At 59.4% G+C, this 18,655-nt stretch carries 7 protein-coding genes; 6 read left to right on the top strand and 1 reads right to left on the bottom strand.

What is annotated here, in order from left to right:
- Nucleotides 1–12: 12 nt before the first annotated feature.
- Complete coding sequence (locus K0A93_05145; protein MBW6511495.1) at nt 13–672, bottom strand: transposase; 660 nt, start codon at nt 670–672, stop codon at nt 13–15.
- A 377-nt stretch (nt 673–1,049) separates the two neighbouring features.
- Here K0A93_05145 and K0A93_05150 point away from each other — a divergent pair, with 377 nt between their 5' ends.
- The 6 genes from K0A93_05150 (at nt 1,050) to K0A93_05175 (ending at nt 18,580) form a co-directional block, all read left to right on the top strand.
- On the top strand, nt 1,050–1,439 hold the full coding sequence (locus tag K0A93_05150) for a hypothetical protein (protein ID MBW6511496.1): 390 nt from the start codon (nt 1,050–1,052) through the stop codon (nt 1,437–1,439).
- 44 nt (nt 1,440–1,483) lie between these two features.
- Nucleotides 1,484–2,350, top strand: a complete 867-nt coding sequence (ispH, locus tag K0A93_05155; protein ID MBW6511497.1) for a 4-hydroxy-3-methylbut-2-enyl diphosphate reductase — start codon at nt 1,484–1,486, stop codon at nt 2,348–2,350.
- Between the two features lie 182 nt (nt 2,351–2,532).
- Complete coding sequence (locus K0A93_05160; protein MBW6511498.1) at nt 2,533–3,960, top strand: PfaD family polyunsaturated fatty acid/polyketide biosynthesis protein; 1,428 nt, start codon at nt 2,533–2,535, stop codon at nt 3,958–3,960.
- Nucleotides 3,957–10,487: an SDR family NAD(P)-dependent oxidoreductase gene (locus K0A93_05165; protein MBW6511499.1), complete on the top strand. Its 6,531-nt coding sequence runs from the start codon at nt 3,957–3,959 to the stop codon at nt 10,485–10,487. Before K0A93_05160 ends, K0A93_05165 begins: the two co-directional genes overlap by 4 nt.
- Nucleotides 10,488–10,489: 2 nt before the next feature.
- On the top strand, nt 10,490–17,464 hold the full coding sequence (locus K0A93_05170) for a type I polyketide synthase (GenBank protein MBW6511500.1): 6,975 nt from the start codon (nt 10,490–10,492) through the stop codon (nt 17,462–17,464).
- Nucleotides 17,465–17,536: 72 nt separating this feature from the next.
- On the top strand, nt 17,537–18,580 hold the full coding sequence (locus K0A93_05175; protein MBW6511501.1) for a 3-oxoacyl-ACP synthase III: 1,044 nt from the start codon (nt 17,537–17,539) through the stop codon (nt 18,578–18,580).
- The last annotated feature ends 75 nt before the right edge of the window (nt 18,581–18,655 follow it).

The following is an 18,655-nucleotide window of genomic DNA, read 5'->3' on the forward strand; positions in this document are numbered from 1 at the left end:
AGTATACCTAACTCAATGATCTTTCTTCTTGGGGCCCGGCTTCTGAGGGCGAACCGTCCGTCTCAACTGCTCCTCCACCGTGTCCAGAAAGGACCCTGAGCCTAAAGGTCGTCCGGTGCGCTCATGACGATGAATCAAGCTCAGTTCTTCTGCGCTGGATAGTGTCAAAAACTTTTTCCAGTCGCCAACCATCTCAAGCAATGGCGCAACCTTGACCAATCCGTCATCTTCTCCGTCCAGATGTGCCCGGGCGCTGCTCCAGGGATAATCCTGCGGGTTTTCTACCAAACCCGCTGCAACCGGGTTCATTTCAATATAACGTGCCGCCGCCAACACATGACTCTCGCCCATCGTAAATGAAGCAAAGCGTTCCTGCCACAAATGCCCGCGCCACTTTTCACGAAAATTAATACGGCGGGTATAGCGACGATGGGCTTCTCCGACAGCACGGGCCAGGCCGTCTTCTGTTTGGGGTACAGTGATCAGGTGAACATGGTTCGGCATCAGACACCAGGCCCAGATATCGACATCATGCTTGCGGCACCATTCGGCCATCAGATCGATATAGGCGAGGTAGTCTTCGTCATTGAAAAAGACTTGCTGACGACGATTGCCGCGTTGGGTGATGTGGTGAGGGTAGCCAGGAACGACTACTCGTGCGATTCTGGCCATGCGCTACACTAGCAAACTCGAAAAAGAAATGAAAGATAAATATACTGTCCCCGGAACTTGAACTAGCAAACTCGAAAAAGAAATGAAAGATAAATATACTGTCCCCGGAACTTCGGAACTTACTGCGCCTAAAATGGGCACAGAAAGGAAATTAGGAAGCCACTTTTTAAGAAAACCAGCCATGAAGACAAAATTGGCGGCAAAATTAACCAGATTTTAACCAAACAGGCCGCTCAAGGCGGGTCAGAACCCCCTTATAAAAAATGTGCTGGTGGATCTGGGCGACAGCATAAAACTTGCATTTGCCTCAATTTTTCGTTATCTTTGCAGGTCTTATCCAATGCCGCACGTTAACCTTTCTGGACAGCTGGTTTGCTATGGGCCTTGCTACAATCAAACGCTACGGACAATCGATTATGACCGGCTTTGAGTGGAACGGTCGCATCCTCAAACCGCTCGGCAAATCAAAAGAACAGGGGTGGGAATTCGACGGCAAATTTGTGCGGCCGTGTGATGGTTCGATTACGCGCGGCTATGAATGGAATGCCAATGTGCTGAAGCCTTACGGCAAGACGATGTTTGCCGGGTTCAAGGTTGAGGGCAATATCATCAAGCCGTTCGGCAAGTCGCTCGATGAGGCGTGGGTTGTCTCCAGCAATGGTTGTTCACCCCACGGCAAAAGCCACAGTAGTGGCTGGGAATTTCACGGCGATATCCCTCTGCCACTGATTGCGCTGGTGGTGATGGGGTTGGCTGTTCGCGGCTGACGGGTAAAACGGCTACCGACGGGTAACGACCCTGGGGATGATTGATGAAAATTCTCAAAGCACAACGAGCCGGTTTTTGCATGGGTGTCGATCTGGCGCTCTGCAAGCTGAACGCGCTTATTCAGCAGGCTGAACAACGCAACACGATCTTCATCCTCGGGTCGATCATTCACAATCCCCAGGTGGTCAGGGAATATGCCGCAAAAGGGGTCATCACCGTCAATTCGCCGGATGAGATTCCGACCGGATCGACGGTGGTGATACGCGCTCACGGCATTGCCAGGGAGATTCGCGAGACACTGGAGCAGCGGGGCATCCGGATTGTCGATGCGACCTGTCCAAAAGTGACCGCCGCCTGCATGCAGATAAAAAAGCACACGGCAAACGGGCGCACCTTGCTCCTTTACGGTGAGGCAACGCACCCCGAAGTAAAGTGCCTGCTGAGCTATGCCGCCGGTGAAGCGCTGGTCTTCGATTCCGGTGAGGCGTGTGAGCAGCTGAATCTTGACCCGGCCAAACAATATTGCCTGGCCGCCCAGACCACCCAGGACAAAGACATTCTGCAATCGATCATCGACTGCCTGCAACAACGCAAGGAACTGGACGTGACGATTTTGCACACCATCTGCGACGCAACGCGCCAGCGTCAGGAAGAGGCGATTCTGCTGGCGGACAAGGTCGATTTTGTGATTGTCGCGGGGGGCTACGAAAGCAGCAACACCCGGCGTCTGGTGCAGGTGGTCAGAGCTCACGGGACGGAAGCCCTGCATATCGAAAGCGCCGCCGAACTGCCGCTTGACAAGCTGCGCCACTATGCGCGTATCGGCTTGACCGCCGGCGCCTCGACGCCAAAAGAAATTGTCAATGAAATCGAGCGGGTGTTAACCTCTCTACAGGAGCATGATTGTTGAATATTAACGCGTCAAAGCACCATCCTACGTTGGGATTTTTCCTTCCTGAACCGGGGGGAGAGGCACTGCCCCAGGCGTTGCGCCACATCAACCGACCCCTCTACCTGCTGGCACATGATTGTGACATTGAGGTTGTCTCCGGCACAGTCGATGCGCACGCTGCCGATCACCCCTTTACCGGCATGGTCCTCCCCTGCCCGCTTGAGAGTCTCGGTAACCGCGATTTTTGCCGCGATCACCGCCTGCGCTATGCGTACGTGGGCGGGTCGATGGCCAAAGGGATCAGTTCGGTCGCAATGGTCGAGGCGCTGGCCGAGGCGGGCATGCTCGGTTTCTTCGGCGCCGCCGGGCTGTTGCCGGAGACGGTTGAAGAAGCCATCAATCAACTGCAAAGCCGGGTCACATCGGGGGGCTACGGATTCAACCTGATCCACAGTCCCAATGAACCGGAACTGGAAAATGCGCTGATCGACCTTTATTTGCGGCGCGGGGTGACACTGATCGAAGCCTCGGCGTTTCTCGATCTGACCTTGCCCCTGGTTCGCTACCGTACGCACGGCATTTACCGCGATGCCAACGGTTGCATCATCACCCCGAACCGGATCATTGCTAAAATTTCTCGTGAAGAGGTCGCCGCCAGGTTCTTTGCCCCACCACCGGAGCGTTTTTTGCATGAGCTGGTCGCAACACGTCAGTTGACAGCCGAACAGGCACAGTGGGCAACACAGATTCCGATGGCGCAGGATGTGACCGTCGAAGCCGACTCCGGCGGGCATACCGACAACCGTCCGGCACTGGCATTGTTCCCGACCATTCAGGCACAAAAAAACTGCTGTCAAAACAGCTATAATTATCCGCAACCGTTGCGCCTCGGGCTGGGCGGCGGTATCGCCACCCCCGCTGCAGCTGCCGCGGCGTTTGCGCTGGGAGCAGACTATCTGGTCACCGGCACGGTCAATCAGGCCTGCATCGAGTCAGGAACGTGCGACGAAGTGCGCCAGATGCTGGCCGAAACCCGTCAGGCCGATGTCACCATGGCCCCGTCCGGCGATATGTTTGAAATGGGGGTCAAGGTACAGGTCATCAAACGCGGCACGATGTTTTCGATGCGCGCTGCCAAGTTGTATGAACTTTACCGCAGCTATAACAGTATTGAGGAGCTGCCCGCTGAAGAACGGCTGAAGCTCGAAAAAACGATCTTTCGCAAGGATCTCGATCAGGTCTGGGAAGAAACCCGCAGTTTCTTTGACCATCGCGACCCACGCCAGCTGGCCAAGGCCGAACGCGATCCGAAATACAAACTGGCGCTGGTCTTTCGCTGGTATTTGGGGCAATCACCGGTGTGGGCCAATCGGGGCGAAACGACGCGAAAACTCGATTACCAGATCTGGTGCGGTCCGGCGATGGGCGCCTTCAACGAATGGGTTAAGGGGTCGCTACTTGATCCTCCCGCGCAGCGGCGGGTCGCTACAGTGGCATGGAATATTCTTTTTGGGGCGGCGGTTTTGATCCGCGCCAATCAACTTAAACTTCAAGGGGTTCGTCTCGACGCTGAGGCAACACTCGTAGCTCCCCTTGAAATCGACCACATCAAGGAGTTTCTCAGTTGAAGGATAACAGCGGAGAACAAAACATTCAGTCGGCAGCAACAGCGCCGCTGGCCATTGTCGGGATCGGCTGCCTCTTTCCCCAGGCAGGAGACCAAGGGACATTCTGGACCAATATCAAAAACGGTGCCGATGCCATCACCGAGGTTCCCGCAACCCACTGGCGTTCCGACGATTATTTCGATCCGAACCCCAAAACCCCGGACAAGGTGTACGCCAGATGCGGCGGTTTCCTCTCCCCGGTCGACTTTAACCCGCGGGAATACGGCGTGCTGCCAAACGCGCTGGAAGCGATCGACACCTCGCAGCTGCTCGGTCTGGTCGCCGTCGATCAGGCGTTGCAGGATGCCGGCTACACCCGCGAGAAAGACTTCGATCGCGAACGGGTCAGTGTGATTCTCGGTGTCACCGGCACCTTGGAGCTGGTCGTGCCGCTCGGTGCACGTCTCGGTCATCCACGCTGGCGTGAAGCGCTTAAAGATGCCGGAATCGCCGATGCCATCGCGGCAGATGTCATGCAGCGCATCAGTGATTCATACGTCCCCTGGCAGGAAAATTCCTTCCCCGGACTGCTTGGCAATGTGGTCGCCGGACGGATCAGCAAACATTTTGACTTCGGCGGCACCAACTGTGTCGTTGATGCGGCGTGCGGCAGTTCTCTGGGCGCACTTAACCTTGCCGCGCTCGAACTCGCTGCGGGCAAGACGGACATGGTGATCACCGGCGGGATCGACACATTCAATGACATCTTCATGTACACCTGTTTCAGCAAGACTCCAGCGCTCTCCCCCTCCGGGCACGCTCGCTCCTTCTCCGCCGAGGCCGATGGCACCACCCTGGGGGAAGGGTTGGGAATCGTCGTTATCAAGCGACTGGCCGATGCCGAACGTGACGGCGACAAAATCTACGCCCTCATTAAGGGGATCGGTTCATCCAGTGACGGGCGCGGGGTTGCCATCTATGAGCCAAGTGCTGAAGGGCAACAAAAAGCACTCCGGCGTGCCTATGAGCAGAGCGGTGTCGACCCGCGCACCATCGAACTGATTGAAGCCCACGGCACCGGCACCAAGGTCGGTGATACCGTCGAAGTCTCTGCCTTGAAAGAGGTTTTCGGCACGGCGGATTTCCCCTGGTGTGCGATCGGTTCGATCAAATCGCAGATCGGTCACACCAAGGCCGCAGCCGGTTCCGCCGGACTGATCAAGGCAGCACTGGCGCTCTACCACAAAACGCTGCCACCAACGATCAAGGTTACCCGCCCCCAGGACATCATCAGCGCCGCACATTCGCCATTCTACATCAACACCACAGCGCGTCCGTGGATTCCGCTGGGCGATTATCCGCGCCGCGCCGGAGTCAGTGCGCTCGGTTTTGGCGGTAGTAACTTCCACTGCCTGCTCGAAGAGCATCACGCCCTCAAGACTGTGGCTGACTGGCAGGGCGATGTCCAGCTCGTCGCCTTCAGTGGTCCCGATGAGGCCACCCTGGAAAAGGCGCTGGAAGCGTTTCCGACCAGCGGGGCATGGAGCGACCTGCGCCTGGCGGCGGCCCACAGTCGCCGTCAATTCGATTCACGGCAGACCTGTCGTCTGATTCTGGTGCTGGAACAGGCCCAGGCACAACCCGCCGCGCAGATTCAGGGAGCCCTGACCATGTTGCGCACCCATTGTGGGCACGACGCGTGGCACACGCCGGACGGCAGCTTTTTTGCCCGGAGCGAAATCGGCGGCCAGCTGGCGATGCTCTTCCCTGGTCAAGGGGCGCAATATCCGGGAATGCTGAAAGATATGGCGCTGCAATTTCCAGAATTTCTCGACACATTCACCGCTGCCGATCGGGCCTTCACGACCAACAGCGACGGAAAGCACGGGCGACTGACAGAGCTGGTCTATCCGCGCACCAGCTTTGATCAGGCTGGCGCTGAGCGGAATCACGCAAAACTTCAGGCAACGGAGGTTGCGCAACCCGCCCTCGGTGCGGTCAGCCTCGCTGCACGCAATGTGCTGGCCACTTTCGGCGTGGTGCCCGACGCTTATGCCGGACATAGCTACGGCGAACTGACGGCACTCTGCTGCGGCGGTTATTTTGACAGCGCCACCTTGCACGGTCTGTCCCATCTGCGCGGTGCATTAATGGCCGACGGGGAAGGCGATCGCGGTTCAATGTTGGCGGTTTCCGCTCCCCTTGCACAGCTTGAAGGGTTCCTTGCCGATTCCGGATTGCCCCTGGTTATAGCCAACCGCAACACCCCTGAACAGGGCGTTCTTTCCGGTACGACAAAAGATATCGAGCAAGCGGCAGCACTCCTTGACGCCCAGGGCATAAGCTACAAGCGCCTCGCGGTTGCGGCAGCCTTCCATAGTGAACTGGTGGCCGCCGCCGCAGAACCGTTCGGCACGCGCTTGAACGCGATTGCATTCAGTCGGCCGGCCACTCCGGTTTATGCCAACACCACCGGCGCGCCCTACGCGCAAAATCCCGACGAAGTACGGCAGCTGCTGGCTCGGCAGTTGGCCTGCCCGGTCGATTTCGTCGCCGAGATCGAGGCTATGTACGCCGCCGGTACGCGCATCTTCCTGGAGGTCGGCCCCGGTGCCCGCCTGACCGCGATGGTCAGGGCCATCCTCGCTGAACGCCCCCATCAGGCTTTCGCTCTCGATGCCTCCAACGGCAAGCGTTCGGGAATCTGTGATCTGGGCCGCGCGCTGGCACAACTGGCGACACTCGGTCACCCGGTCGATCTGAACCGCTGGGATGAGGGCTATGCCACCCTGCGCCAATCGCGCCCGGAACAGAAACGTGGCATAACCGTCTCGTTGACTGGTGCCAACCATTTCAAGGCCCCGCCCAAACGACCGGCGCTGCCACAATCGGCAACCAACGCCGGTGCGCCCGCGCCGACGTCCGCGGCAGACGCAGCCCCCTTTGTCAAAGCTGCCGTTGCGGCGCCCGACCAGCCAGCGGTCATTGCCGATAACGCTTCGCTGCATACCGCCCTGCAACTAACCCAACAGAGCTTCCAGGCATTGCAAACGCTGCAAGAACAGACCGCGCGCCTCCATCAGCAGTTTTTGTCCGGGCAGGAATCGGCGGCGCGCTCCTTTCTCCAGCTGGTTGAGCAACAGAATCAGTTGTTGCACGGACAACAGCCTCCGTTCAGCTCGACAGCGCCGAGCGTACCGACCGCGCCACCGCTCCAGGCACCGCCCGCAGCTACGCTTGCGGCAGCGGCCGCCGCTGACACCACTGCCGTTTCTTCGGTCGCCCAACATCCCCCGGTTGCGCTTGATCGCACGGAGATTGCCGCCACGCTACTCGCGGTGATTGCGGAGAAAACCGGCTATCCGGAAGAGATGCTCGATCTGGAGATGACCCTCGATACCGACCTCGGGATCGATTCAATCAAGCGGGTGGAAATCCTTTCCGCCCTGCAGGAAAAACTCCCTGATGCTCCGTCGGTCAAACCGGAAAATCTCGGTGTCTTGCAGACCCTTGGTCAGATCGTCGCCCACCTGGCGGCTGGAAGAGTGGACGCTGCGGCAACGCGGCAGACCATCCCGCAGGTGCTCGACAGTAACCGGGTCGCAACCGTCCTGCTCAGCGTCATTGCCGAAAAGACCGGTTATCCGCTGGAGATGCTGGAGCTGGAGATGGCGCTCGACACCGATCTGGGGATCGATTCAATCAAGCGGGTGGAAATCTTGTCCGCCTTACAGGAACAACTGCCCGATGCTCCGGCAGTCAAACCCGAAGACCTCGGCGTGCTGCAAACCCTCGGTCAGATTGTCACCCACTTGAGCGCAGCAAGCGGGAGAAGCTCGGCGCCGCAACCGGTCGCGAGCGCGACCGGCCCGCTCAACCGGGAGGTTGTTGCCACCGCACTGCTCAACGTTATTGCCGAAAAAACCGGTTATCCGCTGGAGATGCTGGAACTGGAGATGGCGCTCGATACCGATCTGGGGATCGATTCGATTAAACGCGTCGAAATCCTTTCTGCCTTACAGGATCAGTTGCCGGGAGCACCCGCTATCAAGCCCGAACACCTCGGCACCTTGCAGACGGTCGCCCAGATTGTCGATTTTCTGGCCAGCGTTTCCGGGGCTGCCGAACCGGCACCGCAACCGGGAGCGCCTTTTGAACTCCCCTCGGTGGAGAGCGGGATTGAGCGTAAGGTCCTTAAAGCTGTGCCGTTGCGCACCACAGGGAGGCGCGAACCGATACAACTGCCGCAAAGCAGCGTCGTCTGGGTCAGTGATGATGGCAGCGCGCTGACGACCGCGATCTGTCAGCAACTGAACGCCCGGCAGTTGAACGCACAAAAAATCAGCATCGATCAGCTCTCCAGCCTCCCTCCTGCGGAGCAACTGTCCGGGCTGATTATCCTGACGCCGCAGTCCGGTGCCAGTGCAGCGTTTCTGCAGCAAGCGTTTCAACTGCTGCAACTGGCGGAGCCGGGACTCAAGCTTTGCGCCGACCAGGGGGGAGCGATTCTGGCCACGGTTTCACGGCTGAACGGCCACTTTGCCCTGCCCGGTGGCGGGCCGGTCAGCGACCCCCTCTCGGGGGGGCTGGCCGGACTTGCCAAAACCGCCGGACACGAGTGGCCGACAGTCAGTTGCAGAGCTTTCGACCTGGCGACCGACCTGGAAGATGTCGAGCAAACGGCGCAAGCACTGCTTGCCGAACTGCTGGTCGAGGGTCCGCAGGAAGTCGGCTTCACCCCTGATGGACGTATCACCCTCAGTCTGACCGAAGAGTCACTCGTCGGCGAAACACACGATTCACCGGTCGGCTACGGTGATGTCGTCGTCATCAGTGGCGGCGCACGCGGGGTGACCGCCGAAGTCGCGGTGGCTTTGGCCGCTGCAAGCCACGCCACCTTGCTCCTGTTGGGACGCAGCGCCGCAGCGCACGATGAACCGGTCTGGCTCGACGGGCTGAACAGCGAAGGTGACATTAAAAAGGCGCTTATCGCCAACAGTCACGGACCACTTAAGCCCAAAGAAGTCGGCCAGCAATATCAGCAAGTTCTTGACCAGCGCGAAATCCGCAATACCTTGCGCCGCATCAAGGAAGCGGGCGGTCAACCGATCTATCGCTGCGTCGATCTGCGCGACGCCGCTGCCGTCGCTCCGGTGATCAACGCTATCCGCGAAGAATACGGCCCGATCAAAGGGCTGATCCATGGGGCAGGTGTGCTGGCGGACCGGCTGATCAAGGACAAGACCACCGAACAGTTTAGCCAGGTGGTCGCTACCAAGGTGGCGGGACTTGAAAATCTGCTGGCGGCATTGACCGGGGAGAAGCTGCGCTTTATGGTGATGTTCTCGTCATCCACCGGTCGTTTCGGGCGGACCGGTCAGATCGACTACGCCGTCGCCAACGAGGTCCTTAACAAGATGGCTCAGCAACAGGCCGCCCGGCGCCCTGACTGCCGCGTACTGTCTTTGAACTGGGGTCCGTGGGATGGTGGGATGGTCACCCCCGCGCTGAAAAAGATCTTTGCCGAAGAGGGGATCGCGGTGATCGACTTGCAGGCCGGAGCGCACTATCTGGTCGAGGAAATTTCCACCCCGCCCGGCGGCCCGGTTGAGCTGGTCATCCTCGGCGGTCGCCAGGCGGCCAGTGATACAAACAAGGTGTCAACCCATGAAAATATTTATGTCTCCAAGGCTTTCGATCTGGAAATCTCCATCGCGAACTTCCCGTTCCTGGCGTCCCATGTGATCGATGGAAAAGCGGTTTTGCCGATGGCAATGATTATCGAATGGATGGCCCACGGTGCCATTCACAATAATCCGGGATTGCGTTTTCACGGCTTCAACGATCTGCGCATCCTGAAAGGAGTGACACTTGAAGATGGACAGATCCATACCCTTCAGGTAACCACCGGCAAGGCGTTCAAGAGCGGCGGCGTGCATGTCGTGCCGGTCGAACTTTCCGGGGTTACGGCAGCCGGTCAGTACTTTATCCACTCCCGCGCCCGCATGGTGCTGGCAGCCAAGCTCCCGGAAGCCAAAGTCGCTGCCGAGCGTCAGGAGGCATTGGCCGTTTATGCCCACCCGGTGAGCGAAATCTACCACACGGGTCGCCTTTTTCATGGTCCGGCTTTTCACAGTATTCGTGAAGTTATCGGCTGTTGCGCTGACGGCATTGCCTCCCTGGTGCGCCCGGCGCCCCTGCCGTCCGAATGGATTAATCAGCCGTTGCGCAACACCTGGCTGGCTGATCCTCTCGCGCTTGACAGCAGCTTTCAGTTGATGATCCTCTGGAGTTTTGAACGTTACCAGGCGGCCTCCCTGCCGGTCTTTGCCGGACGTTATCGCCAGTACCAGGATAAATTCCCGACCACCGGGGTTGAAGTCCGGATCACGGTTACCCATCAGAGTGCCGACAAGGCGGGGGCGCAAATTGACTTTGTCGATCCCGCCGACAGTACCTTGATCGCGCGTATCGAAGAATATGAATGTGTGATCGATGCGTCGTTAAATGCAAGCTTCCAGCGAAATAAGTTGCGGGGAGCCGCCTGAGCATGAAGCACGGAAAATCTGTTGCAATTGTCGGGGTCGGCGGCATTTTTCCCATGGCGCCGACCCTGGGTCGTTTCTGGGAGACAATCACCGCCAATATCAGCACCTCGCGTCAACCGCCGCAAGGGCGCTGGTTGCTCGACGCCGATGAAATTTTTGCTCCGACGGTCGGCGCGCAGGACAAGATCTACTCTAAAAAAGGGTGTTTTATTGACGACGAGGACGCACTGAGCGCAAGCGCCGGTCTCACGATCGACGCCGATTTTCTGTCCGGGCTTGATCCACTTTTCCATTTATTGCTGCGCACCGGTCACCAGGCGTTCAGTGATTCCCGCACCGACCACCTCGACCGTCAGCGGGTCGGTGTTATCATCGGCAACCTCGCCCTGCCGAGTGAATATTCCTCGACCCTGGCGCGCGACTATCTGGGCCGCACCTTTACAGAACAGCTGCCGGGCATCGGCGCTCCCCCCCGACTGCCAGGCGTTAACCCGCTGAATCGTTACGTCGCCGGCCTCCCTGCCGGCATCCTCGCCAAGGCGCTCAATCTTGGCGGCACCTGCTATACCCTCGACGCGGCCTGCGCCTCATCGCTCTACGCCGTCAAGCTGGCGATGGACGAATTGCTGTCAGGGCGCGCCGATGCCATGCTCACCGGCGGGCTGTCGCGGCCGGACTCCCTGTATACGCAAATGGGTTTCTCCCAGCTGCACGCCCTCTCCCCCTCTGGCACCTGTTCCCCTTTCGATCGTAACGGTGACGGTCTGGTGGTTGGGGAAGGGAGCGGCATGTTTTTACTCAAGCGGACCGCCGACGCGGTGCGCGACGGTGACCACATCTACGCCGTCATTCGCGGCATCGGTCTCTCTAACGATCTCGGCGGCACCCTGCTCGCCCCGGCTTCCGAGGGGCAATTGCGGGCGATGCGCGCCGCCTACAAGCAGGCCGGCTGGTCCCCCGCCGATGTGGATCTGATCGAGTGTCATGCGACCGGAACCCCGGTCGGCGATGTCGTTGAATTTGCGAGTCTGAAAAACCTGTGGGGTGATTCCGGCTGGAAAGCGGGGCAGTGTGTCATCGGCTCGGTCAAATCGAATATCGGACATCTGCTCACCGCCGCCGGTTCCGCCGCACTGATGAAGGCCCTGCTGGCGATCAAGGAACGCACCCTGCCACCGACCGCCAATTTTACCCATCCGGCCAAAGGGATCGATTTGGATGCAAGTCCGTTTAAGATTCTGTCACACACCCAGGACTGGAAAGCGCGCAAGAAAGGGCAACCCCGCCGGGCAGCGGTCAGTGCTTTTGGCTTCGGCGGCATCAACGCCCATCTGCTGATCGAAGAATGGATTCCACATCGACCGGAAAAAAGTTCCGTCGCCTACCTCCCATCATCGCAGAAAAAACAGCAACCGATCGCCATTGTCGGCATCGGTGCGCATTTTGGTGCGTGGGATTCCCTTGACACCTTGCGCAGTCGCCTGCTCGGTAGCAGCGCCGCGGTCGAACCAACCTCGCCAGCCCGCTGGTGGGGGGCCGACCAAAGTTGCTGGTTTGCCGACGCAGGCTTGAACAAGACCGATTTCAAAGGTTTTTTTACCAACAAAGTGCAGGTCAAGGCGGGGACCTTCCGCATCCCGCCCAAGGAAATTAAAGACATGCTGCCGCGCCAGTTGTTGATGCTCAAAGTCGCGGACGAAGCCCTGCAAGATGCCGGGATAAAGAACGAGGAACTGCTCTTCACCGGCGTCTTCATCGGCGCCGGACTCGATCTGAACGCCACCAATTTCAGCTTCCGCTGGTCGATCCAGAAACTGGCGCCACAGTGGGCAAAGGAATTACAGCTTGATCTGTCTGCTGCCGAGATGGCGGCATGGGTTGACGCCCTGCGGGAGTCAGCCGGTCCCCCGCTGAGCGCCAACCGGGTGATGGGCGCTCTGGGCAGCGTTGTGGCCAGCCGGGTCGCCAAGGAATTCAAAGTCGGTGGTCCCAGCTTCACCATTGCGAATGAAGAAAATTCCGGATTACGAGCGCTTGAGGTCGGCGTTCGGGCACTTCAGGAAGGTTCCATCAACCGGGCCATTGTCGGAGCCGTCGATATGGCCGGTGATCTGCGTGCCGTGCTTGGCCAACATGCTGCCTGGCCCTTTTCGCGCAGCGGAACGGTACGCCCCTTCGATAAAGATGCTGACGGCACGGTGGTCGGCGAGGGAGCGGCCGCCGTCATCCTCAAGCGCCTTGACGATGCCCGCCAGGACGGTGACCGGATCTACGCCGTCATCGGGGGAATCGGCAGCGCTGTCGGCGGAGAGGCGGAATCAACCAGCCCGGAGCAGCAAGCCTATACCCGCGCCATTGAACACGCCGTTAACGAGGCGGGCGTTCGCCCGGAAAGTGTGAGTTACCTCGAAACCGACGGCAGCGGCCTGGCGCGCCATGACGAACTCGAAGCCAACGCTCTCGGCGCTTTTTTCGGGACGACGCAGAACGCGAATCCCTGCTATATCGGCAGCGCCAAGGGGGATGTCGGCCACGCAGGGGCGGCGGCAGGGTTGGTGTCACTGATAAAAGCAGCGCTGTGTCTCGATCAGAAAATCCTTCCGCCGCTACGCAACGTACAGACATTGCGCTACAACTGGGTACGGGGGAAACGCAACTTTGTTGCTCCCGAATCCGCCCGCTTCTGGCTGCGCAATCGGGCCGAGGGACCACGGCGGGCGCTGGTCAGTGGCCTCGGCAGTGACGGCAGCTGCTCACAGGTGATCCTCGAAGGGATCGATGACACCTCCAGCAGGGTGAGATCGCTCCCTGTCGCGCGTCCGCTCGGTGCCCTTGATGAAGGTCTTTTCGCGCTGACAGCAGATGATGTTGCCGGGCTGCTGGCCCTGATCAGTCGCCTTCAGCAGTTCGCAGCACTGGCTCCCGAGGGCACTATCGACCAGCTGGCAGCACAGTGGTATCACGAAGTCGGCCTCGCTCACCACCACCGGTTATGTGTGGCACTGGTGGTCACTGACCGCACGGAGTTATTTGAACACCTTGAGCAGGCGGCGCTGGCACTGCGCGACAACCCGGACGGTGCGCTGGGCGGAAGCGCGCCCCCCGCTCTTGCCGCGACCCGTGATCGGCTTTTTTACACCCCCCGACCGCTGGCACCCGAAGGGAAGGTAGCCTTTGTCTTCCCCGGCTCCGGCAATCATTTTGCCGGAATGGGGTGCGAACTCTCCGCCCGCTGGCCGGCAATCTATCGCCGCCAGGACAGTGGCAGCGAGTTTCTGGCCCGTCAGTTTTTGCCCGAGCACTTCTGGAAAGCGGTGCTCGCCGAAGCGGTACACGACAACCATAACGCCCTGGTGATCGGTCAGGTTGCCGTCGGCACCGCAATCAGCGATCTGGTACGCAGTTTCGGTATTGAACCGCAGGCGGTGAGCGGCTACAGTCTCGGCGAATCAGCGGGTCTCTTCTCCCTCCAGGCCTGGAAAGATCGTGACGGCATGGCGCGGCGACTTGCAGAATCCCCTCTCTTTACCGAGGAGCTGGCCGGTCGCTGTACAGCGGCCCGCAAAGTCTGGAACCTGCATCGCGATGAGTCCGTCGACTGGGTACTCGGTATTGTCGATGTTCCCGCCGACCGGGTGCGGCAGGCACTGATCAACAAAAACCGCGCTTATCTGTTGATCGTCAATACTCATCGGGAGTGCGTTATTGGTGGTGATCGCCGTCAGGTTGAAGCGCTGGCACGCGAGGTCAACGGCCACTTTTTTCCGTTGCGGGGGGTCACCACGGTCCATTGTGAAGTCGTCGCACCGGTGGCAAAAGCGTACCGCGAGCTGCATCTCTTTCCGGTTAGCGCACCACCGGGGATCGATTTTTACAGTTGCGCACGGGGTGAACGTTATCCGCTCACCACCGACAATGCCGCCGATGTGATCCTTGCACAGGCACTGACGACGGTTGATTACACCCGCGTGATCAAGCGCGCTTACGCTGACGGCGTGCGCATTTTTCTCGAAATGGGCCCCGGCAATTCCGGTAGTCGCATGATCAGCAGTATTCTCGAAGGTCAGCCGCATCTGGCCCGCGCTGCCTGCTATCCCGGCCCGCCGCCGACGTCATTGATACTGCGCCTGTTGGCCAACTGTCTGGCGGAACGCGTGCCGGTGAATCTGGCGGCACTTTACCCCGAGACGGTCAGGAGTATCGCCCCACCCGCCGGAGCGTACATCGAGACGACCATCGGCGGCACCCCCTTTACCCCCGCGCCGCCGCCGCAACCATCCCCCCCGGCGACGGCGACGGAGCCCTTTGCAACAACCGAAAGTTTATCGGCCAGCAGCGCTGTGCCGGATCCGGCGTCAGCCCCAAGCGCCACGCCACTGGTGGCGCAGCTGGCAGCATCGGGTGCCCTTAACGCACAAACGCATGGTGCCTACCTGAACTTCGCCACCACCATGGAACAGATCCTGACCGCGAATATTCATCGGCAGTTGACGCTGCTCCAGCAGTTGGCAGCCAACGGCGCAACGCTCCCGCAGCTGGAGTCGCTTGATTTCACCGCGCCCGGGATCACGCCGCAAGCGCCGGTTTTCACCCCGCTGGCACCACGCAACACACCGGTTCCGCCGACCGCTGCACAACCGCCACTCTTTGACCGCGCACAGTGTATGGAATTTGCGATCGGCTCCTGCGCCGCGGTGCTCGGTCCGGAGTTCGCCGAGGTTGACAGCTATCCGACACGCGTCCGCCTGCCGGACGAACCGCTGATGCTGGTTGACCGCATCATGGCGGTCGAGGGGGAACCCCGTTCGATGACGCATGGTCGGGTGATCACCGAACATGATGTCACCGCCGACCGCTGGTATCTTGACGGTGGCCGTATGCCGACCTGTATCGCCGTCGAGGCGGGACAGGCGGACCTTTTTCTTTCCGGCTATCTGGGGATCGACTTGATCAGCAAGGGGCAGGCGGTCTACCGGTTGCTCGATGCGGTGGTCACCTTCCATCGCACCCTGCCGGTTCCGGGCGACGTGATCCGCTACGATATCAGCATCGATGAATTTTTCCGTCAGGATCAGACCTATCTGTTCCGTTTCAATTTTGAAGGCACGGTCAACGGCGAACCGCTGCTGTCGATGCGTAACGGCGTTGCCGGTTTCTTCACCGCGCAGGAACTGGCCGCCGGGCAGGGGATTGTCCATACCCAACTCGATCTGTTGCCACAACCCGGCACCCGGCCTGCGGACTGGAGCGAACTGGTACCACTGGCAGCGGAGGCCTACAACGAAGACCAGGTTGCCGCCATTTACGCCGGTGACCTCGCAACGGCCTTCGGCGCCCCCTTCAGAACGTTACCGTTGACCAGGCCCTACACCTTGCCGGGCGGTTATCTCAAGCTGGTTGATCGGGTTATTGAGCTCGATCCGCAAGGCGGTCGCTACGGCCTCGGCCTGATCCGTGCTGAAATGGATATCCACCCCGACGCCTGGTTCCTCACCAGTCATTTCTGCGACGACCATGTCATGCCCGGCACCCTGATGTATGAGTGCTGCATGCACACCTTGCGGATTTATCTGCTGCGCATGGGGTGGGTCGGCGCGGCGGGCAGCACCTGGTGCGAACCGCTCCCCGGCGTCAACAGCGGACTGAAATGTCGCGGACAGGTGGTTGAAACCACACGGACCGTGACGTATCAGGTGAGTATCAAGGAACTCGGCTACGCTCCGGAGCCGTTTGCGATCGGCGATGCATTGATGTTTGCCGACGGCAAGCCGATTGTCGAGATTCCGAACATGTCGCTGCGACTGGCAGGGTTGACCCGCGAAAAGGTTGAACGTTGGTGGGCACAGAATACGCCTGAAATTCCGGAAACAGCCGCTAAACAGGTGCTTTACGGTGACGATAAAATTTTAGCCTACGCCATCGGCAAGCCGTCGGAGGCGTTCGGTGAACCGTACCGCATCTTCGATCAGCAGCGCAAGATTGCCCGCCTGCCGGGTCCGCCCTTCCAGTTTCTCGATCGCATCACCGCCGTCAGCGGCGAAGCGTTCAAACTGGTCGCCGGAGCGACCTGTACCGCAGAGTACGATGTACCGCCTGACGCCTGGTATTTCAGTGCCGGGCGGCAACCGGAAATGCCGTTCAGCATTCTGCTCGAAACCGGCCTGCAACCGTGCGGCTGGCTGGCGGCTTATCTCGGTTCGGCGCTGACCAGTCAGACCGATCTCAAGTTTCGCAATCTCGACGGCAACGCCATCCAGCAGCGTCCGGTCACCCCCCAAACCGGGACGCTGACGACTCAGGTGCAGATAACGCGTATCGCCAGCAGCGGCGGAATGATTATCCAGAATTACGATTTCACGATCAGCGATCAGCACGGACCGGTCTACACCGGGGATACGGTGTTCGGCTTCTTCTCGGCGGAATCCCTGGCCCAGCAGGTCGGGGTGCGCGATGCCCAACCGTATGCACCGGCGGCAGTGGAAGCAGACCGGGCCGAACAATTTGACTATCCGCGCGCGGCCCCCTTCCCAAAAACGCAACTGCGAATGATCGATCGCGTTGAACAGTTCATTGCTGACGGCGGGCCGCACGGACTCGGTTTTATTCGCGGCAGCAAGCGGGTCGATGCGGACGAATGGTTTTTCAAGGCCCATTTTTATCAGGATCCGGTCTGCCCTGGTTCGCTGGGGCTCGAATCGTTTTTGCAGCTGCTCAAGGTGGTAGCGGCAAAACGCTGGAACGTCACCGCTGCAAGCATCTTCACCACCCCGGTTTGCGGGGAAAAACATCGCTGGAACTATCGTGGCCAGATTGTTCCGCAGAACAATCTGGTCCTGGTCGAGGCGCTGGTGACGGCGGTCGATGATGCACAACAGCAGCTCACCGCGAACGGCTACCTGTCAGTCGACGGTAAAATCATCTATCAGATGAACGATTTCAAACTTCGTTTACAGCCGTCGTTTGAAAACCCTGCTTGATTGTCCACTGTACAGCAGGTATTATGACTAGATTTGCGTAGAGAAAATTATGACATTGAGATGGTGGTACGAATGAGATACTCACGCGTTTATATTGAATCGGTCGGCTACGAACTGGCACCGATCGTGGTCACCTCGACAGAGCTGGAACAGCGCCTGCGACCAATGTACGAGGCCCTGCATATCGCACCGGGGCAACTCGAAGTGTTGACCGGGATCCGTGAACGCCGTTGGTGGAAGCCGCACACGCCGGTCTCGGAAGGAGCCATTGCCGCCGCGAAGAAAGCGTTGCGCGAACGCAACATTTCACCGACCGATATCGGGGCGGTGGTCTACGCCGGGGTGTGTCGCGAGCATTACGAACCGGCAACCGCATGTCAGGTGGCGGCGGCGCTCGGGGTGCATGGCGAGGCGGCGATTTATGACACGTCCAACGCCTGCCTCGGGGTACTCAACGGCGTCCTCGATATCGCCAATCGCATCGAACTGGGACAGATCCGCGCCGGTCTGGTGGTCGCCTGTGAAAGTTCCCGCGAGATCAATGAGACGATGATCCAGCAGATGCTGGACAAACCGACGATGGAAAGTTTTACCACGTCACTGGCCACATTGACCGGTGGATCGGGTGCCGCAGCCGTCCTTTTGACCGACGGTTCGTTCACCCCGGCGCGGCGGCCGCGGCTGCTCGGCGGGATCAATCTGGCCGAGCCCCAGCATCACAAACTCTGTCGCTGGGGGATCAGATCGGACGCCCCGGAACATCATGTCCCCTATATGCAAACCGATGCTGTCGCGGTCATGAAGCACGGCGTGGAACTCGGCAAACGCACCTGGGACGCGTTTGTCAAGGAACTTGATCTGACCACCGAGCGCTTCGACAAAGTCATTTGTCATCAGGTTGGTGAAGCTCACCAGAAACTGATTCTGCAAACGATCGGGGTGGCTGCGGAGAAAGATTTCTCCACCTATGAGTTTCTCGGCAATATGGGGACGGTGTCACTGCCGGTCACCGCCGCCATCGCCAAAGAACGTGATTTCCTCCTCCCCGGCGACATGGTCGGTTTTCTTGGCATCGGCAGTGGCCTCAACTGCCTGATGCTCGGTATTCAATGGTAAATAACACCGCAAAAGTTCCGTCCGGCGGCGTTATTTGCTTCAGCGTCATTGACCTTTTGCACGAGTTCCTCTACT

The organism is Desulfuromonadaceae bacterium, from assembly GCA_019429445.1.
Classification (GTDB): Bacteria; Desulfobacterota; Desulfuromonadia; order Desulfuromonadales; family JAHYIW01; genus JAHYIW01.